The sequence below is a fragment of the Leuconostoc citreum genome (assembly GCF_007954785.1).
GTDB classification, from domain to species: domain Bacteria; phylum Bacillota; class Bacilli; order Lactobacillales; family Lactobacillaceae; genus Leuconostoc; species Leuconostoc citreum.
In genome coordinates this window covers 1657201-1681176 of sequence record NZ_CP042410.1, presented here as the reverse complement: position 1 = coordinate 1681176, position 23976 = coordinate 1657201, and the positions used below count along the sequence as shown (strand labels likewise).

Below are 23976 nucleotides of genomic sequence, written 5' to 3'. Positions count from 1 at the left end.
AATATGAAAATAGGATTTGTTGGCACGGGCGTTATGGGGACGGGCGTAATTAATAATTTCTTAAAAGCTGGGCATGAAGTCACTGTGTATAATCGAACACGTGCCAAGGCGAATGACGTCCTGGCGCATGGCGCACACTGGGCAAATTCACCGGCAAATGTAACGCGTGCATCCGAGATAACATTTACGATGGTAGGTTATCCTAAAGATGTCGAAACAGTCTGGCTAGGGCCAGAAGGTGTATTTGCCGGTGCGAAAGAAAACGACATTTTAATTGATATGACAACCTCGACACCCCGATTGGCTGAGACTTTATTTAAAAGGGGTGAACAGCAAGGCGTACATGTACTCGATGCACCAGTGTCGGGTGGCGATGTTGGTGCGAAAAATGGCACATTATCTATTATGGTAGGCGGAGACAAAGCTATATTTGAACGGATAATGCCTGTTCTTAAAGCCATAGGAACCCAAATTATTCATGTTGGTTCAGCTGGTAAAGGACAACACATGAAAATGAGTAATAACATTGGTGTGGCTGCAACCGTTCTGGGAATGGCGGAGTCAATGGCTTATGCGCAAGCAGCCGGTTTAAATTTGTCAGATGCCTACCAAGTATGGGCTAATGGCGCCGCTGGTTCATGGTCTATTACCAATTATATGCCACGTGTGTTAAACGATGATTTTAAAGCCGGTTTCTATGTGAAACATTTATTGAAAGATTTACGCATTGCATTAGATGCGGCAGCCGAAATGCAAGTGCAACTACCAGAGACAGTACTTGCTGAGCAATTATTCACTAAATTAAATCAAGAACATGGGGATGAAGGTGTCCAAGCAATTGTCAAGTTATGGACATCGTTAACTTAACGTTTCACGTGAAACAATTAAAAAAAACACAGGAGTTCGCTGTCAATAAGTGCCACTCAAGTTATCATTAAAAAGCCTTGATTTTCTGTATCATCAAGGCTTTTTATATAGCTTATTTAAGTCAGTATAAGTAATGATAGTTGTTTTTACGTATGATTTGATAAGCAATAACAAAGGAAAACTATACGAAAAAGTGACAATTAGTTTATTGCTGGCGAAACATGAATCAATTAATCTTGATTAGTCATCAATTGGGTCAAATCTTGGCTTTGGGATAATAACCAAGTATGAGATTTATCACTAATTTTGAGTTGATTATTTTGATATATAGTTGTGTTAAAGCCGAGTTGATGCGCTTGAATATAACTTTGTCTTATTTGTTTAGGAATCCGCTCAAATATGTCATTCGAATTTTCGGATTGGCGTTGATTGCGCAAGGCAATACCTTGTTTTCGACCAAAAGCCATGAGTGATTCATCTTTTATCTCGCTAACTAATTGCCCACTGATTGTTAAATTTGGTTGCTTTAAAGCAGTATTGACGTTATTTAACGCGGATATAAAATCAAGTTTCAATTTTTCTGGTGCTGCTTCAGCAATGATTGTTAAGCGTGATAACAATTGATAAGCTTGTGATTTGAGCTCAGCTGACAACTCACTACCGGCTGGTTGTAAAGCAACCAAATGATTCTTATTTTTCGCAATACGTAATTTTTCTGGTTCCCAATTTTCAGGATTGATGATGGCATCGATAATGAGTAGATGGAGAAAACTTAATGCGTCTTGTGATATACCATCGACAGTAAAAGGATTAATATCAAACATACGAAATTCTAGGTAGTCCGCGCCGTTAATGCGCAAGTCATTGGGACTACCAGATGCACGAAGTCTTACTGGGCCATAAAATTCACTTTTGTCGTAGAGATCCCCATTGGTAATGTGGTTAGTTAGTTGTTTAATATGTGTGTTAAAGTCGGTATAGTTTACATCGATGTGAGGTTGATTGGTAAAGCCAAAATTACTTGCACGCCAAGACCTTACAGGTTGGCGCTTACGATAATTATTGGGCAAATTTGCTGATGAATTTTCATTCACTGGCGCAGCGCCAAACAAGTAGGTTAATAGCCAACGATAGCCAGCTATTTGTTGAGCAATTTGGAAAAACAATTTATTTTTTGCGGTGACATAATCGGTAAGTGCATGTTGGTTAGCGTAATTTTTGATGACACTATCTTCTGGTGAAAAATTGACATGAATTCCCGTCATAATGTGTTGAAAAGGACCATACCGCAGAAATAATACATCGCGATATTTTTGATACCATGGTCGTTCAAAGTGTGTTTTTAGAAAAATAATGTCGGCTTCTCTCAGATAAGGTGGCATTGATAGTGGCCAAATAAATTCATTCCCTTGTAGTGACTGCGTCAGCATGAACTGCAGTTCATGAAGATGTTGTAATGCTGCTGAAGAAGATGACTGTACTGCGGTAACCACTTCTTCCTGACTTTCTGAGAAGTCAGTTTGGAAGTAGGGATGTGTTTTTCGCTTACCAAGAGATGCGGGATGGGGATGCTGTGATAATGATAAGGTATCTGTTTGTACACGATGTTCTTCAATTTCGATGCCAAATTTACCAGAAAATAAATTACTATTTAAATTATTTGAGCTGATGTTTTCATCATTTGTAGTCATATAATCTCCTCTTTGCAAGCACTTTGCCTTCTAGTGTACCGCACTTTGCAGTCAAAGCGTTGTGAAATGATTAGTCTTGTCAATGTGATTTTTATATTATATATGTGATAAAATATGTTGAACGTTTGAAATTCATTTGTATTACATACTGAGACAAACCTATAGTTATTCACTCAATGGAGACGCAAGCATGTTTCATTCTTTTTTGAATCTACTCAACGCCCTAACATGGTCGGCTTTTGAAGCTTTTGCTATGATAAGTTGGTTTGATATATTGTCTGGCCAAAAAATCACAAAACATAAATTTTGCATGCTACTATTACTTATATATATCGTGAGTATGGTATCTAATGGTGTTGGCTCACCATTTGTTAGAGCAACATTAGCATCAACTATAAATATTGTTTTGTTGTACTATATTGGCTGTCGAGAACGCTTTTGGCATGATAGTCACTTAGTTATCTTACTTTGTGCAGTAGTTAGCACCTTAATGACTTATGGATTAATGAATCCAGTGACTCAGCTCACTACATTAGCGGGTTGGTCAGTTCAGTATCAGGTTATCAGTAATCTCTGTGTTAATATCGTGACAACATTTGTGGTTATTATGTTACGTTGTTTCAGATTCAAGTGGGTGCCAGGTGAGTTTTTACAAGCACACATGAAACAGCTGATGTGCCTTTTAGTCATTAGCATATTTTTACGTATATGGGGTAATTATCAGGCCTATCATTTTGCGCGCAACCACTATACTATGTCAATTTGGCGTGAATTAGTTTGGTTATTAATGATAGTGGCTATAGTATTGGTGCCCATGCTATATCGCTACTATGAACAACTACAGAATAAGGTAGAGCAACACTTTGAAGCATTATCTGCATCGCAATATTATGTTAATCAATTAGAAAAGCAATATGCTGAGTATCGTTTCTTTAAGCATGATTATAAGAATATATTAGCTAGTTTAGAGTATGCTATTCAGACGGAGAACATGCACGATATTAAGGAAACATATTATTCTGTTATTAGACGTAGTCAGCTACTGTTACCTAAAGAAACAATGTTGCAGCTTAGTCAATTATCAGATATTCAGTTGCGTGGCGTCATTCTGGTGAAGTATCAGTTGGCAGCAGAGCACTCAGTGAATATTACGTTATCAGTAGATAAATTATTTGATAATACCAGCATTGAAAAAGACATCGATTTTTATCGTGTGGTGGGAATTTTATTAGATAATGCGATAGAGGCAGTCAGTCTAACAACTGATAAAAAAGTGTCGATTATTTTTTCAAAGGACAATGAGATTATTATTGTTAATTCTTACCAAGAAAATATAGATATTCACCGTATAGAAGAGTTGGGTTATTCGTCCAAAAATACACACGAAGGTATTGGTCTTAGTTTCATCACACGGTATACGATGCAACAGCCATTAATTGAGCATTGTACAATAATAGAAAATAGACAATTTATCCAAAAGTTAATAGTGGGGTGATGATAATGCATTATTATCTATTAGAGGACAATATTGTTCAACAACTCCGTATCAAGCGTATTCTACCTCATTGTGAAGTATTTGGTCAGCCCAAGCAGTTTTTATCAGTGCTAATGTCTGATAAGCAGCCTAAAATTATACTACTTGACTTGGAAATCAATCATCATAATTATACCGGCTTGAGCATAGCACAATTTATCAGAAGTCGAGATGTTATTTCGCCAATTATTATTGTGACAACACATACCGAATTAATGGCCACCAGTTATCAATATCAAATTAGCGCTTTAGACTTCATTAATAAATTTCAAGCTGAATCTATTTTTAAGCAACGGTTAGTATCTGCAATTACTACTGCTGAAAAACAACTTGCTGAACACGTGATAGCAAAACCTGATTTTATAGCTATTCCCAACGGTAGAAAGTCGGAAAAAGTTGACATACACGAAGTAGTCTATATCGCATCAGATGTGTTGCGTAGTCATCGGTTAATTGTTTATAGTGAGAAAAGTCAACTTAGCGTGCGGGGGACGATGCAGCACATTGAACAACTACATAAGGATTTAATGCGAGTTCATGCTGCTTATATTGTTAATCGGCACAAAATAGCGTCGCTGAACACAAAAGAGCGGACTTTGACGTTAACTAATCAGGCCAGGGTACCGTTATCCAAAAAGTATTACAAAAAATTGCAAGCAGTGATGGCACAGGACAAGCATTAGCATGAGTGAACTTTTTGAAAAGCATAGTAAAAACCACTATAATGGTAACTAGTTTATAGATAAAAAAATGCGTCTATTGTTGTACGCTATGGAGAGAAAAATATATGCAAGTTGCAATTATAGGTGCCGGTCCTCGGGGACTAGCAGTAGCTGAGCGATTAATTAATTTAGCTAATGACGACACGCAAATTGATGTTCAAATTTATGATCCACACGCGATTGGGGGACGTGTGTGGGATCCGTTTTTATCACAAAATAGATCTTTTCTCATGAATACAGTTATCGATCAAATTACTTTGTTTAATGATGAATCCATTGAAAATGGGGGGAAACCTTTACCAGGGCCTAACATGTTCCAATGGTTAGAGTCAGAAGCGAAAGATTTTTTGTCCCATCACCAAGAATTCGATGCGAGTTATACTAATGAATTATCGCGTTTGACGCAAGTTGGTGATTTTGCAACACGTGGTATGATGGGTATATATGCTGCCTGGTTTTTTGAATGGTTAATGCGCCGAGTACGACATAATCAAACATTAAATTTTACTCAGCAAAGCGTGATGAATGTTCAGAAACTAGGCGAAAAGTTTCAATTAATGCTCAATGATGGGACACAATTATTAGCAGACCACGTTGTGATGGCATTGGGTCATTCAGATGATAACTTAACTGACGAAGAACAGGGCTTTAAGACATTTGCACAAAATAAGGGGTTACATTATTTATCACCTATGCATCCGGCGGAGGCAGATTTATCGGTATTTAATGAGAATGATAAAATTATTATACGTGGTCTTGGGCTGAGTTTCTTTGATTATATGACTGCTTTATCAGTGGGTAAGGGTGGACGTTTTATTCGCGACGAAAATGATAATCTGATTTATAAGCCTTCAGGACATGAACCATTGGTTGTGGCGGGGTCCCGCCGTGGTTTTCCGTTGCATGCTCGGGGTGTTAATGAAAAATCAGCCAGTGAATTATACGAACCAAAATTTTTCACTATAGCTGCCTTGGAGGCGTTGCGTGCGGCTGGCAATGGTCATATTCAATACCAAGATTTTGAAAACCTTGTCGTTAAGGAAATGACATATAAATATTTGTTGAATCGTATTAATCAACCAGATAGCTCACTAACTTATGATCAATCTGAGGCACTAAAACAGGCGTTGCTAACAAGTATTGATTTAAAAACGACGGCTGAAGAATACGGCTTAGATGACGTTTTTGAATTTGATATTGCTTTAATCCGTAATCCAGCGCGAGATTTACCAAATGATGCTGACTATACGACATGGATGCAGTCTTATTTATCAGCAGATATTCATGATGCACGTTTGGGTAATAAGAGCGCACCGTTTGCCGGTGCATTTGATATCCTTCGTGATATTCGTGATCGCGTACGTTATATAGTAGAACGCGATTATTTTACTGCTGAAGATTATGAAAAGTTTTTGGAACATTTCAAACCATTTGATGCATTAGTATCCGTGGGTCCTCCTTTGGAGCGAATTGAGCAATTACTCGCGCTGATGAAGGCGGGATTATTTAAGATAACAGCGGCCAACATACATGTTACGACTGACGCTACAGGATTTGAGGCCAGTGATTCTCGTGGGCAATTATTTCATGGCAACGCACTCGTTGAAGCGCGCCTTGGCGCAACAAATCTTTCATTATCTCGTAACCCATTAATCGCCAATCTGCGTGACAATGGTATGTTTGTACAACCTAGAAAAATACGTTCTGATGGCACTAGTTATCAATTAGGTGCAGCCAATATTAATAAGCAGACCTTTGAAGTTATCAATCGTGATGGGGAAACAATCAATCATTTATATCTTTATGGGATTACCTTGGAAGGGCTAAAATGGTTTGGTACAGTTATTCCAAGGCCAGGTGTTAATACACTTGTTTTACGTGAAGGTGCTTGGATCGCACAACGAATTTTAGCTTATGCTTAAGAAATTGTCTGATAAATCAGCTAGTCACATGGTACACTATGAGTAATTAAGCACGTAGATCCGCAATATTTTATAAGTTAAGGAAACTAGGATAAAGTATGACAAATATTCAGCTGATAGCAACTGATTTAGATGGGACGTTTTTAGCAGATGATAAAACATTTGATAAAGCACTATTTAAGGTTGTCCTAGAAAGATTAAAAGCAAAAAATATTGGTTTTGTGATAGCAACAGGTGTCCATCAGGAGCGTATTGAGATGTTGTTAGCTGATTTTTTACACGCTGGCTTATTTTATGTCACAAATAATGGCGCACGCGTTATTGCGCCTAATGGTGAGGTACTTTATAACCAAGCAATACCTTGGTCAGTATTGGCGCAAATTCAAACCTTAATCACAGCCTTTGAACCAAAGCCAGATCAAGGTTTGGTTTATTCGACTGATGACACAGCTTATATACCGCGAAGTTTTTCTCATTTAGCCACTGCTGATCGGTTAAAATATTTTAAAAAAGTGATTTTGTTTGACGATGTATCTGAAATCGTGACGCCAATTTTTAAAGTAACCATGAATTGGATAGATTTTGATGAAAGTAAATTGTATGCTGCGGCTAAACAAGCTTTAGGCCATCAAGTACACGTGACAGAGACAGGGACGGGTGCGATTGATATTGTGCCAGCAGGTGTCAATAAAGCAGTCGGATTAAAGGTTTTAGCAGATAATTTAGGGATTCAATTATCACAAGTCGCAGCTTTCGGTGATGGGGGCAATGACATCGAAATGCTGACACAGGTGGGGTACCCATACATTATGCCCAATACTAAACTTTCTGGTGATTTCTTACCAGTTGTGGCTGATAACAATCATGCTGGTGTGCTAAGAACCATTTTAACGATACTAGAAAAAAGCAGTGTGAGTTAACTCACACTGCTTTTATATGCTCATTGATAAACGCTAGCTTTTCATAATAAATAGCGGATGTATTATAGTCACTTGGACCATGATCAGCATTGGGTATGATAAGAGTTGTTGGTTTTTTTCCTACCAATCTGTGATAATCTTCTGCAAGTTTGAGACTTTGTAGATAAGGCACAACATGATCTTTAGTGCCGGCGATAAGTAACGTAGGTGGTGTGGATGGTGTGAAATAAGTTGCAGGATTGGCCTGCTTAACTAATGAGGGGACGCTATCAGGGCGATTGCCTTGTAACATAATGCCTTCGAAGGCTATCGCTGAACCTGTTTCCAGAAATTTTGGGATTATATGCAATTGATTAAATTGTGTTGCAAACTGGTCGACTTGATAAGGGCCGTACAGGCCAATAACACCGGCTACTTTTGGGAATTGATCTAGGAATCGATGGTTTGGTATGTGACCAAGTGTCACGTTTGCAGCAAAACTAGCAGCGGCTAACATAGCTAATTGTGCGCCACTAGATTCACCAATTAAAATGACGTGTTGCATATCAAGATTGTACATTGTTGCACTGCGCGTTAAAAAATCTAATGCCGCACGGATTTCTGCAATTTGATTTGGAAACTCACAATAAGGTGGTACATTTAAACGATAATCCATGCTAATCACAGCAAACTGATCAGTTAAAAATCGTAAACTTGGATTTAGTTTGAAAGATGATTTTTTACCACGCAGAAGGCCGCCACCATATAAGTCTAAAATGACTGGGAAAGGTTTGACACCACTAGGTAAGTAGATGTCTAAAGTGTGTCGAGAACCAGTAGCATAAGGTAAATCTTGTATGACCGTCTTGGCTGTATTGGGCACAGTTGCTGGCGTAAATTGATAAACTTGATCTTTAAATAACATCGGCAATCCTTTTAATTATTTCTATTTATTTCAGTATACAAAAAATGGCAATAAAAAAGACCTGTTAAGGTCTTTTTTTAAATAGTTGTTAAATGTCCATGCTTGTCTTTGGCGATAAGATAATAAACAGTTGCTGCAATCGCCCAAGCCCAAACGATGTGGCCGAAAAATTCTGAAAAATGTTCAGCAAAAGGCTGATGCCAAGGGGCCGGCACTGTACCAAAAGCTGGCATTAAAATAACATGCCAGACGACCCAAAGGACAACGCCATAAACGGCACCTTGCCAAAGGCCAATGAGTGGCCAGTATTGAGATACAAAAACGTAGAGTATCGCAAAAACAATGGCGAACGAAAAGTGTAATAACAATGTAAACCAAAAAACTTTTTGATCTTGAGAATAGTACACAAATGCGTGAACAAGTTTATCTGAAAAACCCAATTGTTCGGCCATATGTTGTGGTGGATTGGTCATATTACGTGCGATGGTGCGTGGTGGTAAAATAGCTTCCCAGCCTATTTTTACCATCCCAGATATCATACCGGCTATAAAACCATAAAAAATGCTTTTGCTTGTGATTTCAAGCAAGTTAGCTTTGGGTTTTTGTAATGTGAACATGTGTGTTATTTCCCCTCTAATAACGGTATTTTTTTAAAGATTATTTGACACTAATATCATTGTTCAAGAACGGCATCTTTGAACGTAGGAATGGTGTAACCCATCTGTCTAAGCCAATTTTTCCTGAATTGAATCCGGAAATGAGCAATAGACCACCTAAAATAATGTAGGTTGGGTTGACTGAAACAACGCCTGCACCAAGATAAGAAAAGTTCATGACTAATGCGAAAAATGCTGCGGCAAGTGTTAACGTGCCAAAAATTAGGCCGAGTCCAACCAGTAGTTCACCCCAAGATACTAAGAAAGAAAAGGCAGCAGTAGAATGACCGTTGTTGGTGAAAGTAGTCAAGAACCAGTCATATAGCGGAAAAGCTTTTGCCCCACCGGGTGCAGTAACAGGATTTTTAATTGCCCCCATAATTAAACCAGATGCATCAAATGGTTTGGGACCAGTTAATTTTTCAAAACCGTCCTTTGCCCAAGCAAACCCCAGATAGAGCCGAATAATAGTCAATCCCCACATTGCAATTTTTGAATGACGTAACCACGCTAACATAACGATTTTCTCCTTATCATATAATTATTATCGTGCTTTCTATTACAATAAGTAAGTATAATGGTTTTATTGTGAAATGTCAAACAATTCCAAGTGTTTACTTGTAAAATAATAGTAAAAGAAAGTGCGTTAATTTTAAAAGGATTTTTTAACTTGAATTTAATCTTGAATCGTTAATATATAGTTATTGATAAGAACAAATAACACTTATTAATTGAACAGAACCCTGCAGATGATATAGGATTTTCATTTCATTCTCTCCCAAATCTTCTCTTCTCATTCTTGAATATATTTTCTTTCTCCCGTATTGTTAACAGATGCGGGGTTTTGTTTTTACAAAAAAGCCAGTAGACGCTACCATGATTGTCTGCTGGCTTTTTTAATGTGTTGGGGCTAATGAGTGTTGCAGTTTCTGGCCTAAAATAGGATAGACAATCATAACAACAAGCAAGGTTGTGACACAATTAACCAAAGTGGGAAAGAGCGTCGATAATGTTGCAACAAATGCCGGCTGAATAGTCATGCCTTTGACTAAACTCATAACAAAATTGTGTAGCGTTGTCATGACGAGTTTGGTGATAATTGCTGCAACAACAATGAGAACTAATTTACTAGTTTGTGGCTTTTTGTTGTAGTGGAGGCTATAAAATACGAGCATAGCACTACCCCCAACGATGAAAATTTCGATAAAATAATAAGGTGCGTCAAGAATATAGTTGTGTGTGACATCAAAAAGCGCTAAGCCCATGCCACCAGCTAATGCACCACGTTTATAGCCCAGAATCAGTACTGATAGGAGTGCAGCAGCATTACCCAGATGGACAAAGGGTTTGCCAATGAGTGCTGGCATTGGCACCTGAATGCTAGTTGCCACAAAAGTAATAGCTGCAAAAAAAGCGACAAAAACAATGGTTTGGGTAGTTTTTTCTTTTGTCATTGATGTATCCTCTGATTACGAATAGTATGATCTAAATGAAAACAATTGACCTAATTTTATCATACATTTGTGCTAAAAATTGATTTATATTTCGTATTTGATTTATCGCATCACGGACTTGACAAATATAACTGTACCGCGTAACATAGTACACATGATACAGATAGTACACTTAGTACACTTATTCATAGGGGAATTAATGAAGCGCATTTTAATCAGTTGGTGTATGTGACAGACGTTGGGGTTAAGCATACACGAAAAATGATAAAGGAAGTGCATAAATGGCACAAATTCAGCGAAATCAGCCATTATATGAGCAGTTGATGTGGCGAATCAAGTCTCAAGTTGCTGCAGGTGTTTTATCCGTGGGCGAAAAATTGCCCTCTGTCAGAGAAATGGCGCTAATCGAAGGGCTAAATCCCAATACAGTTGCTAAAGCCTATAAGGCATTAGAAAGTCAAAATGTGATTGAAACTGTTGCTGGTAAAGGTACTTTCGTACGTGAAAATGATGGTGTGATCGCGGATGATCGTTTTATTGCCAATGTTCAACAACAATTGGGGGAAGTTGTGATTGAGGCAAAGCGTGCGGGCATATCTTCTGATATTTTGCATCAGTGGATTGATGCTAGTTACGGAAAAGATGTTAAAGCGAGCAAGGAGGAGAGATGACACTCGTTATTGAAAATATTTCTAAGAAAATTCAAAATAAACAAGTGTTGAAGAATGTTAATTTTGAATTGCATAAGGGCGAGATTGTTGGTCTAGTAGGCCGCAATGGCGCAGGGAAGACGACATTGTTTGGGACACTGTCAGGTGAGTTATTACCTGACTTTGGTCGTGTTGGACTAGATGGCATAGACTATCTGAAAACAACAAAGCGACATGATCAATTGTTTTATATCGATATGCCTGATAATTGGTTACGTTACTATTCACCAAAACGAATTAAAGCTATTCTAAAAGTGGCCTATAAGGATTTCGATGAAGCTTGGTATGATGCAGAAATCAAACGATTTGGCTTGAATAATAGTAAACAGATTAAAACTTATTCTAAAGGTATGCGTGCACTATTTATGATTATTCTCAGCTTTGCTAGTCGTGCGCAATATATTTTACTGGATGAACCACTAGATGGTCTAGATGTCTTAATTCGAGATCAGGTTAAGCAATTAATTGTTAACCAAGTCATGGAGCAGCAAACAACAGTTTTGATTGCCTCACATAACTTGGTCGAATTAGATACATTAGTTGATCGCATTCTACTGCTCAAAAACCAGACAATCGATCGTACATTTGCTATTGATGAGAATAAAGATGTTAAAAAGTATCAACTAGCTTTTGTCGGCCAAGAGCTACCCGCATTTCTTCGCGAGACAGGGACAATCATTGCTCAAACAGGGCATGTTGTGACGATTGTCTTTAACGATTTTACGGAAGATATTGGAATTAAGTTGGCCAGCCAAGAATTTAAATTTGTTGAAGAATTACCTATTAGTAGTGAAGATATTTTCCGCGCTAGTTTTGCCGAAGAAGCGTATGCATGGCAACAAGAATTGGAGGGGGAAATATGAGACAAGCAATGATTTTGTACATGAAAATCAAAAAGAATCAACTGATTCTAGCATTAAGTTTAGGTGTACTACTAACAGTCATTCAAGTAGGGTCTTCGATATGGCAGTATGGATTACACGGTAATTTCAGCGCTGAAAAAGGATTTGGCCCTGTTTTAATAGGGGTTTGGCTATTTATAGCAGCCATTTCGTTACTCAATGATCAGTCACGTCGCTTAGATTTATGGTTGTTCACGCAAAATATTTCACGTGGTCAGTTGTTTATTGCACGAATATTTTGGTTAGTCATTGTCCCAATCGTCGCCGCTATCGTTGTGGATGGGGCAATTGTTGGTATTTTTCACCCCACTGATTTTGGTCAAGCGCTTAATCTTGATATTATGACTAGCGCGCACTTCTTTTTCATCGCCAGTGTGATGGCCGGCATTTATACTATTATTGGGCCCAATTGGATGAAAATTGCGGGGGCGATGTTTGTTGGGTTGGTTGCTATTCAACCATTAACTTTGATCTATAGATTATTAGAAGATAGTAAACAACCAATACAGTTTATGATTCTGATTCTGGCTGGTTTATTGTTATTTGCGGTTGGTTATTATTTATCTACCAAAATTAGTGGCGACTCAATCGATGAGGCAGTGCGTTTAAGAATTTTACGTTGGCCGGTTGTTATATTTGTGTTTGTAACATCTTATGCAGTAGTCTTAGCCAACAATAGTGAGACGTTGTCTGCTGTAAAATTGTTTGATTTGTTGTTAACACCAGCTATTTTAACAGGTGTTACATTTACGTTTGTATTTAAACCCACACTCAAAGTAACGTGGGATAAATAAGTAGTATTATTTAGGGGGAAACATGGCATTATTAGAAGTTAAAAATGTTAACAAGCAGTATGGTTCAAAAAAGGCAATGGAAAATGTCAGCTTTAATGTTGAAGCGGGACACATTGTTGGCTTGATTGGACCAAACGGTGCAGGAAAGTCGACTGCAATGCGTGCAATTACTGGATTGATGAGCTATTCATCAGGTAACATCACATTTGAAGGACAACCAGTAACCTTTAGTAACCATCAAGCGTTGGGTAAAATTGGTAATTTGATTGAATATCCGTCAATTTATCCGAATTTGACAGCCCTTGAGCATTTGAAGTTGTATGCAATGGATACCGATAATCCAGCTGATTTCAAAACTTTAATGAAACAAACCCAAATTGATGGTGAAAACTTTGGTAAGCGTAAGGCTAAGAATTTCTCATTAGGAATGAAGCAACGTTTGGGAATTGCCATTGCGCTAATTCGTAATCCTAAGTTGGTTATTTTAGATGAGCCAATGAATGGCTTAGATCCACAATCAGTTCATGATTTGCGACGTTTGATTCGCGAATTGGCCGATACAGGTGTCGCATTCTTGATTTCTAGTCACTTGTTGGATGAGTTACAGAAGCTAGTTGATGACGTTGTGATTATTAATCACGGTAAAATTATTGAAACAGCAACAATGGCTGCATTCTTTAGCCATGATAAAGTACGTTGGGCACTCGAAACGTCAGATAACCAAAAAATAATTAATTTGGCTATTGCTAATCAATGGGTAGCGAATATGGAGGATGGGCATGTCCTTGTTTCTGGGGCTGACAACTTGCAGCAAGTCATCACTGCTGTGAATCAAGCTGGTATCGACATTACAACAATGAATACAGTCACAGGAAATTTGGAAAAGTCGTTACTTGATATGTTGGCTAACGATGATAAGGGGGAGTAATTGACATGTTAACATTAATGAAACAGGAATATTATAAAGCAATAAAACAAAACAGACTGTATATTTGGATTGCATTGAGTTTTATTTTTCCGTTGGCAATATTGGCTATTTTTAAATCGCAGCGAACAGTAAATGCGATAACTAACTTTGGTCAGGGGACAATTTATGTATTTATGGCAGGTATTATTATTACCGCGCTAAGTGTTTCGCAAGAATTTGGTTTTGGTACAATTAGACCATTGTTATCACGACGTTTTAACCGCGGGATGGTTTTCACTAGTAAATTATTGCTGAATTTCAGTGTTTATATTAGTTTGTTTGTTGCTGCGTTTCTAGGTACGATGCTTGGCAAGATGATTTTCGCACCAAAGATTAACTTGGCTGATAAAATCAACTATGTCGGAACTGGTTGGCAAAATATGGGGCTAACAGCCTTAACAACTTTGTTGCAAATGATTTTCATTGCCGCATTAGTATTGTTGATTACTAACTTAGTTAAGAATTCTGGTGCTGCTATTGGTTTAGGGGTTGTCATGATTGTTGGAACACCTATTCTGAGCTCTATTTCATCACTATTAATTAATATGGCGCCTATCTTAAAGTGGAATCCGTTTAATATTTTCTTGGGTGTAGCCGTTTATCGACAAATGCCAGCCCACTTATTCAAGGAGATGGTTCATATGTCAGAGGGTGCTGTGTTTACAGCTTACGCTGTGTATATTATTCTGATGTACGGGATTGCATACTTTATCTTTAAAAAGCGTTCTGTTTAAATAAAAAAGCGTTGTTTCACGTGAAACAACGCTTTTTTATTAGAAGTCAGCTTTATCAGCATCTAGGTGCTCGCCGGCTGTATGTTCCAAAGCATCAAGTGTTTGGATATCTTCAATAGATAGTGCAAAGTCGAAGACGTCGCTGTTTGCTTGAATATATTCTTGGTGAGTCGATTTAGGTAGTGGTAGGAAACCACTGTCTAGAGACCAACGGATAAGAATCTGAGGAATAGACTTATTATACTTTTTGGCAATATCGTTTACTGGGGACAAATCAATTAATTTGCCAGTGCCCAAAGGCGAATACGCTTCGGTTAGTATATTGTGTGCTTTATTATAAGCAACTAACTCGTTTTGATGATCAGAAGGATTCAAGAAAATTTGATTAACCATTGGGGCAATCTTTTGCGTTTTAGCCAATGCTTCTAAATGATGAATTTGGAAGTTGGAAACACCAATTGCTTTGGCTTTACCATTTTCATAAGCTGCTTCTAAGGCAAGCCAAGTATCAGCATTTGCTGATTCCCAAGCATTTTCTTGTTCATTTCTAAGGGCTGCCGGATTAGGCCAATGAATCAGATATAAATCTACGTAATCTAATCCTAATTTGTCGAGAGATGTGTCAAGTGCTGCTGTAGCTTTGTCATAATTATGTGCATCATTCCAAAGCTTGGTTGTTACAAAGAGATCATCGCGTGAGATACCAGAATCTTTGATTGCACGACCAACAGAAGATTCGTTACCGTAAATAGCTGCCGTATCAATGTGGCGGTAGCCAGCCTCTAAAGCCCATTTTACAGCTTGGTAAGCAACATCACCGTCAGCCGATTGCCAAGTACCAAAACCAATAACTGGAATTTTGTGTCCATTTGATAAGGTGTAGGTGTCTGTGAGTGACATGAATATAGACCTCCATTTTTAATGATATTTTCTGAGAACAGTAAGACACTGGACCCACAGTCAGTATAACATGACTTGAAATGAAAGCGGTTAAATTTGATGGTTTGTGGTTTTATTTTGCCTGGGTAATTTTTTGAATTTCTTTCAATTCAGCGACTTTCCAGCTAACATAGTGCTCACCATTTGGAATTGTTTCTGTGACATTAACAATAGGGATATTATTTTCTTTGGCTAAGTTCAACATATTTGAAACGGTTGGGCTAGTAGTTTGCTTATTGTTAACAAAAAAGGCGATTTGATGATTAGTGATTGCGGATTTGAGAGAAGTAAGTGTTGCTGGTGAAGGGTCATTACCTTCTTCAATAGCCTCCGAAAAATCAGTATCCATGACCTTGTAACCGAGAGCTGTCAGCATATATTCAAATACAGGCTCACTTTGAGCAACTGATTGCCCTTTAGCCTCTTTTTTGAGTTCGGTAATCAATGTTGTCACTGGGGCTAAACTTGAAATATATTTTTTCGCATTAGCTTGATATTCAGACTTGTTTTTGGGGTCTCTTTTTGACAAATCATTGGCTAAATAGTTAGCCGTTTTAATCATCGTATCTGGGTTATTCCAAAGATGAGGATTAGCACCAGACTTCTCATGTAATACATCTTCTCCGACACGCACGAGTTGCGTTTGTCGTGATGACTTAGCTAATTTATTTAGCCAAGCATCATAGCCAAGACCATTGGCTATTGCAATATCGGTGCCGTTAACCTTTTTGGCAACTGCAGTGGTAGGCTCATAGTCCTCTGGTGATACATTTGCATCTTTAATGATGGCTGTAGCTTTCCCGTGATTGCCTACAATGGTTTGGGCTAATTCGGCATAAAAATCAGTTGATGCAACGATAGTAATTTGGTTGGTTTCTTTTTTTGTTGCTTGGCCCTTAAAGGCTGCAAAACCGACAATAGCAATAATAATAACAGCCATAATGGCAATAATTTTTTTCATGATTGGTTATCCTCTAGGTGATTGATTTGTGCTAAAAATGCCACAATTGTCTCACGTTGTGCTGGTGTAAAAGTTGCAATCGTGTGATCAATGCGATGGTGTAAGTTACGGTGTGACGCCTCGTGTTGCGCTGCTAATTGCATGCCTTCAGTACTTAACTGATAATTAACACTACGTTTGTCATTGACATCTTTAGTCGCGACAACGTAGCCATGTGCAATCAAATTCTTTATAGCTTTTGTAATTGCTGGTTTTGTTAAATGCATGCTCTCCGCTAGTGATGAATTGGTGGCGTGCTGTGTTTTAAGCAACATGAGCAGATGTGCTTGTGTTGCATTTATTTTTTGTGCCGCAGTTGTTTGAATAAATTCGGAACTGGCAGCATAGGTTTGCACGAACGTATTAAGTTCTTGAATAATATGGTCTGATTGGGACATGAGATACCTCGATAGTTTACTGGTTAATTAACAGGTAAACTATATCAATAAAAATAAGCCCTGTCAAGATACATTTTACAACCATAAAAATGAGCGTATAATGACAAATAAAAGATTTTTATTATTTTTAAAATATTGATGAATGAGAGAATGTTAAAAAAATGAGGGAAATCAAAGCGTTGTGCCGTATCTATTTTATAAACATGTTGAGTAATAAGTTTGTATTTATATTCAATTTATTACTGCCAACCGGTTATTTTATATTTCAAAATCATCGTGTCATTGGGAAAAAAATGTCATTTAATGAACAAACCTTAGCTTTTTTGAGCTATTTTTGGGCTTATATTATTTTAGTGACACTTTTAAATAATGTTATTGTGGCGATAATTTCACAGCGAGAAAGTGGATTTTACAAGCAACTATATTTTATTGTTGGATCAAAATGGCAGATATTAAGTAGTCAAGTGAGTGTACACTGGTTTATTTTAAATATTGAGTTGTTGCTTTTTAATGTCGTGTTCATGTCTGTGACCAATCATTGGGATATGCGAATTATTTTTGCTGCTTTTTTGGTATCTGTCATTGTTTCTCTACCGATTATCCTGTTATCTAGTATTCTAGTACTATTACCCATTAAAATTGAATCGCTTAATGTTTTAACCAGCGTGCTGATATTTGGCGCATTTCTTTTTTTGAAATTACCCGAGGGAAAGTTACTACAAGATGTCGTGACTATGTTCAACCCAATATCTTATATAGCCGGTACTGCCGATGAATTACTACTTGGTTTTTTTCATCGAGCAATCGCGTCTCAATTCATATGGTGTTGGTTGATAGTAACGCTAATTTATAGTTTGGTTGGCTATTTTTCAGTATCAAAATTCACAGTGAATGCTGTTGCAAAGCGCGTTTAATTTGGAGGAGCACACTATGCATATTAGTCATTATTCAGCTCAGTATGGCCACCGCGTCTTGGCGCGTGATTTTTCTATGACATTAAAGCCAAATGTCGTGAATATTCTTATTGGAGCCAATGGTTCAGGTAAAACAACGTTATTGGACTTCATTGCTGGTGTCGCAACGACTAAGGTGACGGGGGTCAAGTACGATGTGCCGAAGCCTAAACAGATTGCATATCAATTGCAACAGGTGCAGTTTTTACCAACATTAACCGTGGCACAAACACTTAAAATGTACCAAGAATTGGGAGGCAAAACAACAACTTTTCATGATGATGTGAGTGAACTAATTAGTCCTGTATTGGACCACATCTGGTCAACAAAAATGGGGCAATTATCTGGTGGCGAAATACAGCTGGTGAGTACTTATGGGCAATTTTTATTGAATCGTCAGTTGTATATTTTTGATGAACCAACAAGTAACGTAGACAGTCATAACACTGAAATCATTCTTAACTTGATTGAATATCTTGTGCTGGTGCGCCATAAAGTGGTTTTGATCACCACACATCATCCAGAACAGCTGGCTGATTTACCAACTCATATCACCACACTAAACTAACAAAAAGATTACGGTGTTTCTAGCCGACAAGAACATTTTTAAGGTAGGTATTTTTGTTAAAAGCGAACAATTAATGAAAAATATGATAAATTGTTTCTTTATTTAACCCAATTATAATCAAAAACACGCATATGCAATGCTATACTATTGATTATAATTGGAGGGTATGAGAATGAAAAGTGTTGCAACGCGCAAATTAACGCGTTTATTTGTTGTGGGATTAATGACTGGTTTGGCATTAGTTAGTTACGGCGGGCGAGTACAAGCAGATCTTGCAATTATAAACGGTACGGATCAGTATGCTAAGCCAAAATTGGAAAAAGATTATCCAAGGGCCAACCAGAAGCATAAAAATGATATTGCTGTTCAAATTTTAGGGATTAACGATTTACATGGTGGCCTTGATACCACCGGAGATGTCAAAATAGGGGACAAGAATTATAGCAAGGCCGGCACGGTATCGCGCTTGGCAGCTTATTTGGATCAAGCACAATCGCACTTTAAATCGGTCACTGAATCTGATAATACTTTGCGTATTGAAGCTGGCGATGCTGTCGGTGCAGCACCCGCCAATTCAACGCTTTTGGCCCACGAATCTACAATGCATGCCTTAAAAGCAATGAAGTTTAGTATTGGGACGCTTGGAAATCATGAGTTTGATCATGGATTGCCCGAATTTAATCGTATTTTAACAGGTAAAAAGCCTGATAATTCAGCGGATAAGTTGCTTAAAAATTATCCCCATCGCACGTCAGGTGTTGATATGATTGTTGCCAATGTGGTGAACAAAAAAGATCAAAAAATCCCTTATGGTTATCAACCCTATATAATCAAGACTGTTAAACAAAACAATCAGACAGCTAAGGTTGGCATTATCGGTATTGAGACTGCCACATTACCAAGCTTAACGCTATATCAAAATTATAAAGACTATGATGTGCTTGATGAGGCCGAGACAATTGCTAAATATGATAAAATTTTACGCGAAAAAGGTGTTAATGCCATTATTGTTGTAGCACACACTGGTGTAGAAACAAAAACAGATACAACGTCAGGCCAAAGCGTGGCTATTTTAAACAAGTTAAATAATTTGTCTCCTGACAACCAAGTTGGTTTGTATGTCGCTGGTCATTCACATCAGTATGCTAACGCGAAGGTGGGTCGTACTCAAGTCGTTCAAGCTGTCTATACTGGAAAAGCGTACGATAATAGTTGGTGTTATATTGATGGCAAATCAGGACGTTTTACTGATGTGACGTCACATGTTTATCCGGTACTTTCAGCTAAAGATGATCCCAAAACCAAATCAGATAAAACAGTAGCAAATATTGTTAAAGATGCTGATAAACGCGTCAATAAAAAAGTGAGTCAAGTGATTGGTTATGCGGCAACAAATGAAACAATCACAGGCCGATTGCATAATAATGACACGCTTGAAAATCAAGCGGGTGAATTAGTTGCTGATTCGCAACTTGCAGCAGCACAACATGCACAATTAAACCCGGATTTTGCGATGACGAACACGGGTGGTGTACGAGCTGATTTAGCTGTGAATAAACGTAAAGCAATTACTTGGGGTGCAGCGACAGCTGTTCAACCTTTTGGTAATATTTTGCAAGTTGTTGACATGACTGGGGCTCAAATAAGGCAAGCATTAAATCAACAATATAACGAAAACCAGCACTATTATCTCCAAATTGCAGGATTGCAGTATACTTACCATAAGTCTGATGAGACAAATCCTTCTGATCGTGTGATAGAGATGCGTGATACACATGGCACAAGCATAGAGGACACCAAAAATTATCGTGTTGTTATCAATGACTTTTTGCATGGTGGGGGTGATAATTTCACAGCCTTTAAAAATACAAAAATAGTTGGTGCCGCAGGGACTGATACTGACGCGCTGATTAAATATATTGAAGAAAAAACACGAACAGCACAAAAGGTGACTGCACCACAACTTAATCGTAAAATTGCTGTTGAATAAAAAAAGAAGACTAGCTTAGCTAGTCTTCTTTTTTTATTTTATTAACCCTTAAATACCCAAGCGTCACCGTTTTCGGCTAACAGCTTGTCAGATGCTTCAGGTCCCATGGAACCTGACTTGTATGTTTCAAGTGGTGCTTTATCAGCAGTGTAGACAGCTGAAATAGCATCCACAAACTTCCAAGCAATAGCAACACCGTTCCAGTCAGCGAAGTTTGATCCGTCACCATTCATTGTGTCGTGAATCATACGTTCGTATGGCTCAGGTGTATTTTGCTTATCTTCATCAGAAATTGACCAATCAAGATTAATCATACGTGTATTGAAAGCATCTTCAACTGACTTTGAATTAATCTTGAATTCGATACCACCCTTAGGATCAATCAAAATTGATAACACAGCTTCTTGCGCTTCTTGTTCAGAACCAAAGGCAAAGGTACCAGCCTTGAAGACGATATCGACACGTGTTTGTTTAGCAGCTAAACGCTTGCCTGAACGCACGTAGAATGGCACACCTTCCCAACGTGGCAAATCAAACTGTAATTCACCAGCGATGAATGTATTGTTCTTTGAGTCAGCGGGTACGTCCATTTCTTCAAGATATGGCTTGAAATCAGCAGTGTCTCCGGCACCATACTGTGCACGGACGAAATACTTGTTGACTTCGGCTTCATCATAAATTTTAAGAGCATTAAAAGCCGCATTCTTAGCCGCACGGATATCCTTATCAGTAAATGAATCTGGCTTTTCCATAGCAAGCCAACCAACAATTTGCATAGTGTGGTTTTGAATCATATCTAATAATGCACCGGCTGTATCGTAATAACCGGCACGTTCTTCAACACCAAGCACTTCAGACAAAGTAACTTGGACGTTCTTAATGTAATCTTTGTTCCAAGCGGCATCAAAGATGGGGTTACCAAAACGAAGGGCAGCAATATTTTGGACCATTTCTTTACCAAGATAATGATCAATACGGAATAATTGATTATCGTCAAAAGCGTTTTCTAAGTCTTTTTGTAGCTCTTCGGCAGTGGCGTATGATGTACCAAAAGGCTTTTCAATCATCAAACGGTTGTAACCACTATCAGCTAGCAAGCCCTCTGACTTGAGGTATTTTGCAATTGTCCCAAAGAATCGTGGTGCCACAGACATGTAGAAAATACGATTACCTTGAATATCGAACTTTTCGGCTGCTTCTTCAATTGCTTGTTTTAAGATGTTGTATGAAGCTGCATCGGTTACATCATGTGCACGGTATGAAAAGTGTGCGATGAAGGCCTCGGCTTGGGCTTTATCTTCAGTAAAGTCAGCGATTGATTCGCGAACCAATTGCTTGAATTCAGCATCAGTCAAATCCTGACGTGCTGTACCAACAATGGCAAAATGTTCTTGTAAGTAACCTTTCTTGTAAAGGTTAAAAACTGAAGGATAAAGCTTACGCTTTGCTAAATCACCAGTTCCACCAAAAAAAGTAACTAATGTTTTGATTTCTGCAACCATGATGTTCCCCTTAATACTATAATTAAATTCATTTACCATTATAACGCAAAATCATTTAAAAAGTACCTATTTTCACAAACGGATTAAGCGTTTAACAAATAAAAGTGTGTCGTTATTCTTGGTGTGGCAAAATCAAAACAGCCTCGTAGATATGTTTACTTTAGAATATCATGGACAAGTTCTTCAAATGATTGTTGACCTATGGGAGTTTTCACAACTGTAAAACCGTGATAAGCATTTGGATATCGTGCAAGGGTGACACGCACGTAGGCTGCTACGAGATGTTGTGCAAAAGTTTCGGCTTCATCGCGTAGACTGTCAAATTCGGCAGTATGAATTATGGTTGTTGGAAAGCCGAGTAAATCAGACGTACTTGCAAATATGGGTGATATCATTGGATTTTTAGCAAAATCTACCGTGTCATTTTGTAAATAAAAACGATTCATCAGGCGCGATTCTGCCACTGGAATGCCTTTACCATCAGGGTATTTTTTATCAGCGGCATCAGTGGCTAAGTCTAATACTGGAAAATCCAGTACAACTTTGTTAGCTAAAGGAATGCCGTCTTTTTTAGCACGGAGTTGTGTTGTCACTGCTAAGTTCCCTCCGGCACTATGACCCATAACAATCAAAGGCGAATCTACTGGTGCAAATGTTGTAAAACTTTCTTGTACATATTTAAAGGCAGCAAATGCAGCGTCAACGGCAGCGGGGAAAGGGTGTTCAGGGGCAATAGGGTAATCTACATCGATTACAGTATAGTTTGTTGCATACACAAGCGATTTAGCAAAAGCATAGTCGCCATCCGTCCAAGGATACATAAAGCCCGAGCCGCGAAAATTAAGTATGATACCTTGACTAGGTAAATAGTTGGGCGTGTAGATTATTAATTTTAGGGCGTCTTGATTGGGCACGTCTATTGTTTGTTCTGACCTTGTTATGCCATGATGTCGTTCGTCAGGCAAGGGTAGATCATAAACAGCCACCTGATTTCGCATATTTTTCGCTTGTTCAAGCATGTCATTTTTTGTCATCATGTTGCTCCTTTTCTTTGTCTAACCAAATAAATGCCTCGTGGAGTGATTGGTCCCAAAAATCCCAATCATGAATACCAGGATGTGAAACCCAGGTATGGTGGGATTCGATTTTATCTGCTAATTGTTGGCTAAAAATGACGTTTTGTTGGTACAATGCATCTTCTTCACCACAGGTCGTATAAATAGATAATGGCCACTTGTTGTTATCTAGATGAACTAATGTGTCTGCAAGAGATAGGGGCTTGCGTGTTATATCTTGCCCGCTAAAAACGAGGTCGAAATCAGGCATGGCGAAGATATCGCGTTTATCATAAAAATCAACTAAGTCGACAACACCTGATAAAGCTACGATATGTGCGAACTGTTGCGGACAATTCAATCCCCATTTTAAAGCACCATAGCCACCCATTGAATTGCCAATCACAACATTATCTTCACGTTGGTCACTAAGTGGCAAGAGTTGGCGCAGTCGGTGAGGTAATTCTTCGGTAATAAAACGCCAGTAATCTGGGCCAGAGGTCATATTGTTATAAAAGCTACGCGCGACGTCGGGCATAATAATAGCATAACCATATTCAGTCGCATAACGTTCCAAGCCGGTCATACGGTACCAATCAGTGGCGTCACCTGACAAGCCATGCAACAGCCAGATTGTTTTCAAAGGTTGGGCATGTAATTGGTCGTAGGCTACTGTGCCATCGGCTTCACGCCTTTCGGGGATGATAGCAGAAACTTCTGTCATCTTATTAAGTACGTTTGAGAAGTAGTGTAAGGTCATAAAAGCCATAATTAATTCCGCCTATATTTTATAT

General features: G+C 38.2%; 24 protein-coding genes. 13 read left to right on the top strand and 11 right to left on the bottom strand.

Annotation, left to right across the window (positions count from 1 at the left end):
* Window positions 1-3 precede the first annotated feature (3 nt).
* Complete coding sequence (locus tag FGL72_RS08355; RefSeq protein WP_004902321.1) at window positions 4-867, top strand: NAD(P)-dependent oxidoreductase; 864 nt, start codon at window positions 4-6, stop codon at window positions 865-867.
* A gap of 230 nt (window positions 868-1097) precedes the next feature.
* Here FGL72_RS08355 and FGL72_RS08350 read toward each other — a convergent pair whose 3' ends face one another.
* Window positions 1098-2558 (bottom strand): glutamate--cysteine ligase, encoded by a 1461-nt coding sequence (locus FGL72_RS08350; RefSeq protein ID WP_085699458.1) that lies wholly within the window; start codon window positions 2556-2558, stop codon window positions 1098-1100.
* Between the two features lie 340 nt (window positions 2559-2898).
* Here FGL72_RS08350 and FGL72_RS08345 point away from each other — a divergent pair, with 340 nt between their 5' ends.
* The 4 genes from FGL72_RS08345 (at window position 2899) to FGL72_RS08330 (ending at window position 7656) form a co-directional block, all read left to right on the top strand.
* Window positions 2899-4053 carry a GHKL domain-containing protein gene (locus FGL72_RS08345; RefSeq protein WP_227005691.1) on the top strand — a complete coding sequence of 385 codons (1155 nt, stop codon included), beginning with the start codon at window positions 2899-2901 and terminating at the stop codon, window positions 4051-4053.
* Between the two features lie 5 nt (window positions 4054-4058).
* Window positions 4059-4775 (top strand): LytR/AlgR family response regulator transcription factor, encoded by a 717-nt coding sequence (locus tag FGL72_RS08340; RefSeq protein WP_004905108.1) that lies wholly within the window; start codon window positions 4059-4061, stop codon window positions 4773-4775.
* Window positions 4776-4879: 104 nt separating this feature from the next.
* The gene (locus FGL72_RS08335; RefSeq protein ID WP_099044802.1) at window positions 4880-6736 is read left to right on the top strand and encodes an FAD/NAD(P)-binding protein; all 1857 of its coding nucleotides are present in this window, start codon (window positions 4880-4882) and stop codon (window positions 6734-6736) included.
* Window positions 6737-6834: 98 nt separating this feature from the next.
* Window positions 6835-7656: an HAD-IIB family hydrolase gene (locus FGL72_RS08330; RefSeq protein WP_085699452.1), complete on the top strand. Its 822-nt coding sequence runs from the start codon at window positions 6835-6837 to the stop codon at window positions 7654-7656.
* 1 nt (window position 7657) lies between these two features.
* On the opposite strand, the gene FGL72_RS08325 is transcribed toward FGL72_RS08330, so the two are convergent.
* The 4 genes from FGL72_RS08325 to FGL72_RS08310 form a co-directional block, all read right to left on the bottom strand.
* Entirely contained in the window at window positions 7658-8560 is a 903-nt protein-coding gene (locus FGL72_RS08325) for an alpha/beta hydrolase (protein ID WP_085699450.1), read from the bottom strand.
* A gap of 77 nt (window positions 8561-8637) precedes the next feature.
* Window positions 8638-9177: a YagU family protein gene (locus FGL72_RS08320; RefSeq protein WP_085699448.1), complete on the bottom strand. Its 540-nt coding sequence runs from the start codon at window positions 9175-9177 to the stop codon at window positions 8638-8640.
* Between the two features lie 40 nt (window positions 9178-9217).
* Window positions 9218-9733, bottom strand: a complete 516-nt coding sequence (locus tag FGL72_RS08315) for a DoxX family membrane protein (protein ID WP_004902344.1) — start codon at window positions 9731-9733, stop codon at window positions 9218-9220.
* A gap of 379 nt (window positions 9734-10112) precedes the next feature.
* Window positions 10113-10670, bottom strand: coding sequence for an ECF transporter S component (locus FGL72_RS08310; RefSeq protein WP_085699446.1), 558 nt, complete (start codon window positions 10668-10670; stop codon window positions 10113-10115).
* Between the two features lie 281 nt (window positions 10671-10951).
* On the opposite strand from FGL72_RS08310, the gene FGL72_RS08305 reads away from it, so the two are divergent.
* Genes FGL72_RS08305 through FGL72_RS08285 form a run of 5 tightly spaced genes read left to right on the top strand, consistent with a single transcriptional unit; the run spans window position 10952 to window position 14777 of the window.
* Complete coding sequence (locus FGL72_RS08305) at window positions 10952-11341, top strand: GntR family transcriptional regulator (RefSeq protein ID WP_004902346.1); 390 nt, start codon at window positions 10952-10954, stop codon at window positions 11339-11341.
* A complete protein-coding gene (locus tag FGL72_RS08300) occupies window positions 11338-12243 on the top strand; it encodes an ATP-binding cassette domain-containing protein (RefSeq protein WP_004902349.1) in 906 nt (301 codons plus the stop codon). Before FGL72_RS08305 ends, FGL72_RS08300 begins: the two co-directional genes overlap by 4 nt.
* Complete coding sequence (locus FGL72_RS08295) at window positions 12240-13076, top strand: hypothetical protein (protein ID WP_146992927.1); 837 nt, start codon at window positions 12240-12242, stop codon at window positions 13074-13076. Before FGL72_RS08300 ends, FGL72_RS08295 begins: the two co-directional genes overlap by 4 nt.
* Before the next feature lie 22 nt (window positions 13077-13098).
* Window positions 13099-14004, top strand: a complete 906-nt coding sequence (locus FGL72_RS08290) for an ABC transporter ATP-binding protein (protein WP_146992925.1) — start codon at window positions 13099-13101, stop codon at window positions 14002-14004.
* Between the two features lie 5 nt (window positions 14005-14009).
* Window positions 14010-14777, top strand: a complete 768-nt coding sequence (locus tag FGL72_RS08285; RefSeq protein ID WP_085699444.1) for an ABC transporter permease — start codon at window positions 14010-14012, stop codon at window positions 14775-14777.
* 39 nt (window positions 14778-14816) lie between these two features.
* Here the strand turns inward: FGL72_RS08285 and FGL72_RS08280 are convergent, their stop codons facing one another.
* The 3 genes from FGL72_RS08280 to FGL72_RS08270 form a co-directional block, all read right to left on the bottom strand.
* Window positions 14817-15677 carry an aldo/keto reductase gene (locus FGL72_RS08280; RefSeq protein ID WP_085699442.1) on the bottom strand — a complete coding sequence of 287 codons (861 nt, stop codon included), beginning with the start codon at window positions 15675-15677 and terminating at the stop codon, window positions 14817-14819.
* A gap of 112 nt (window positions 15678-15789) precedes the next feature.
* Window positions 15790-16677 carry a metal ABC transporter solute-binding protein gene (locus FGL72_RS08275; RefSeq protein WP_040189675.1) on the bottom strand — a complete coding sequence of 296 codons (888 nt, stop codon included), beginning with the start codon at window positions 16675-16677 and terminating at the stop codon, window positions 15790-15792.
* Window positions 16674-17114 (bottom strand): MarR family winged helix-turn-helix transcriptional regulator, encoded by a 441-nt coding sequence (locus FGL72_RS08270; RefSeq protein ID WP_004902369.1) that lies wholly within the window; start codon window positions 17112-17114, stop codon window positions 16674-16676. The genes FGL72_RS08275 and FGL72_RS08270 overlap by 4 nt, the downstream gene beginning before the upstream one ends.
* A 203-nt stretch (window positions 17115-17317) precedes the next feature.
* Between FGL72_RS08270 and FGL72_RS08265 the strand changes: the two genes are divergently transcribed.
* The 3 genes from FGL72_RS08265 (at window position 17318) to FGL72_RS08255 (ending at window position 20625) form a co-directional block, all read left to right on the top strand.
* Window positions 17318-18028 (top strand): hypothetical protein, encoded by a 711-nt coding sequence (locus tag FGL72_RS08265; protein ID WP_004905098.1) that lies wholly within the window; start codon window positions 17318-17320, stop codon window positions 18026-18028.
* A 16-nt stretch (window positions 18029-18044) separates the two neighbouring features.
* A complete protein-coding gene (locus FGL72_RS08260; RefSeq protein ID WP_099044808.1) occupies window positions 18045-18635 on the top strand; it encodes an ABC transporter ATP-binding protein in 591 nt (196 codons plus the stop codon).
* Window positions 18636-18807: 172 nt separating this feature from the next.
* Entirely contained in the window at window positions 18808-20625 is a 1818-nt protein-coding gene (locus tag FGL72_RS08255) for a bifunctional metallophosphatase/5'-nucleotidase (RefSeq protein WP_085699438.1), read from the top strand.
* Between the two features lie 41 nt (window positions 20626-20666).
* Here FGL72_RS08255 and zwf read toward each other — a convergent pair whose 3' ends face one another.
* From zwf to FGL72_RS08240, 3 genes are all read right to left on the bottom strand, one after another.
* Window positions 20667-22127, bottom strand: coding sequence for a glucose-6-phosphate dehydrogenase (gene zwf / locus FGL72_RS08250; protein ID WP_004908307.1), 1461 nt, complete (start codon window positions 22125-22127; stop codon window positions 20667-20669).
* Window positions 22128-22282: 155 nt separating this feature from the next.
* Entirely contained in the window at window positions 22283-23164 is an 882-nt protein-coding gene (locus FGL72_RS08245) for an alpha/beta hydrolase fold domain-containing protein (protein WP_004902387.1), read from the bottom strand.
* Window positions 23148-23951, bottom strand: a complete 804-nt coding sequence (locus FGL72_RS08240) for an alpha/beta hydrolase (RefSeq protein ID WP_146992923.1) — start codon at window positions 23949-23951, stop codon at window positions 23148-23150. The genes FGL72_RS08245 and FGL72_RS08240 overlap by 17 nt, the downstream gene beginning before the upstream one ends.
* Window positions 23952-23976: the final 25 nt, after the last annotated feature.

Coding starts and splice junctions, on each gene's coding strand:
- FGL72_RS08355 (WP_004902321.1), top strand. CDS start 4: ATGAAAATAGGATTTGTTGGCACGGGCGTTATGGGGACGGGCGTAATT.
- FGL72_RS08350 (WP_085699458.1), bottom strand. CDS start 2,558: ATGACTACAAATGATGAAAACATCAGCTCAAATAATTTAAATAGTAAT.
- FGL72_RS08345 (WP_227005691.1), top strand. CDS start 2,899: ATGGTATCTAATGGTGTTGGCTCACCATTTGTTAGAGCAACATTAGCA.
- FGL72_RS08340 (WP_004905108.1), top strand. CDS start 4,059: ATGCATTATTATCTATTAGAGGACAATATTGTTCAACAACTCCGTATC.
- FGL72_RS08335 (WP_099044802.1), top strand. CDS start 4,880: ATGCAAGTTGCAATTATAGGTGCCGGTCCTCGGGGACTAGCAGTAGCT.
- FGL72_RS08330 (WP_085699452.1), top strand. CDS start 6,835: ATGACAAATATTCAGCTGATAGCAACTGATTTAGATGGGACGTTTTTA.
- FGL72_RS08325 (WP_085699450.1), bottom strand. CDS start 8,560: ATGTTATTTAAAGATCAAGTTTATCAATTTACGCCAGCAACTGTGCCC.
- FGL72_RS08320 (WP_085699448.1), bottom strand. CDS start 9,177: ATGTTCACATTACAAAAACCCAAAGCTAACTTGCTTGAAATCACAAGC.
- FGL72_RS08315 (WP_004902344.1), bottom strand. CDS start 9,733: ATGTTAGCGTGGTTACGTCATTCAAAAATTGCAATGTGGGGATTGACT.
- FGL72_RS08310 (WP_085699446.1), bottom strand. CDS start 10,670: ATGACAAAAGAAAAAACTACCCAAACCATTGTTTTTGTCGCTTTTTTT.
- FGL72_RS08305 (WP_004902346.1), top strand. CDS start 10,952: ATGGCACAAATTCAGCGAAATCAGCCATTATATGAGCAGTTGATGTGG.
- FGL72_RS08300 (WP_004902349.1), top strand. CDS start 11,338: ATGACACTCGTTATTGAAAATATTTCTAAGAAAATTCAAAATAAACAA.
- FGL72_RS08295 (WP_146992927.1), top strand. CDS start 12,240: ATGAGACAAGCAATGATTTTGTACATGAAAATCAAAAAGAATCAACTG.
- FGL72_RS08290 (WP_146992925.1), top strand. CDS start 13,099: ATGGCATTATTAGAAGTTAAAAATGTTAACAAGCAGTATGGTTCAAAA.
- FGL72_RS08285 (WP_085699444.1), top strand. CDS start 14,010: ATGTTAACATTAATGAAACAGGAATATTATAAAGCAATAAAACAAAAC.
- FGL72_RS08280 (WP_085699442.1), bottom strand. CDS start 15,677: ATGTCACTCACAGACACCTACACCTTATCAAATGGACACAAAATTCCA.
- FGL72_RS08275 (WP_040189675.1), bottom strand. CDS start 16,677: ATGAAAAAAATTATTGCCATTATGGCTGTTATTATTATTGCTATTGTC.
- FGL72_RS08270 (WP_004902369.1), bottom strand. CDS start 17,114: ATGTCCCAATCAGACCATATTATTCAAGAACTTAATACGTTCGTGCAA.
- FGL72_RS08265 (WP_004905098.1), top strand. CDS start 17,318: ATGTTGAGTAATAAGTTTGTATTTATATTCAATTTATTACTGCCAACC.
- FGL72_RS08260 (WP_099044808.1), top strand. CDS start 18,045: ATGCATATTAGTCATTATTCAGCTCAGTATGGCCACCGCGTCTTGGCG.
- FGL72_RS08255 (WP_085699438.1), top strand. CDS start 18,808: ATGAAAAGTGTTGCAACGCGCAAATTAACGCGTTTATTTGTTGTGGGA.
- zwf (WP_004908307.1), bottom strand. CDS start 22,127: ATGGTTGCAGAAATCAAAACATTAGTTACTTTTTTTGGTGGAACTGGT.
- FGL72_RS08245 (WP_004902387.1), bottom strand. CDS start 23,164: ATGATGACAAAAAATGACATGCTTGAACAAGCGAAAAATATGCGAAAT.
- FGL72_RS08240 (WP_146992923.1), bottom strand. CDS start 23,951: ATGGCTTTTATGACCTTACACTACTTCTCAAACGTACTTAATAAGATG.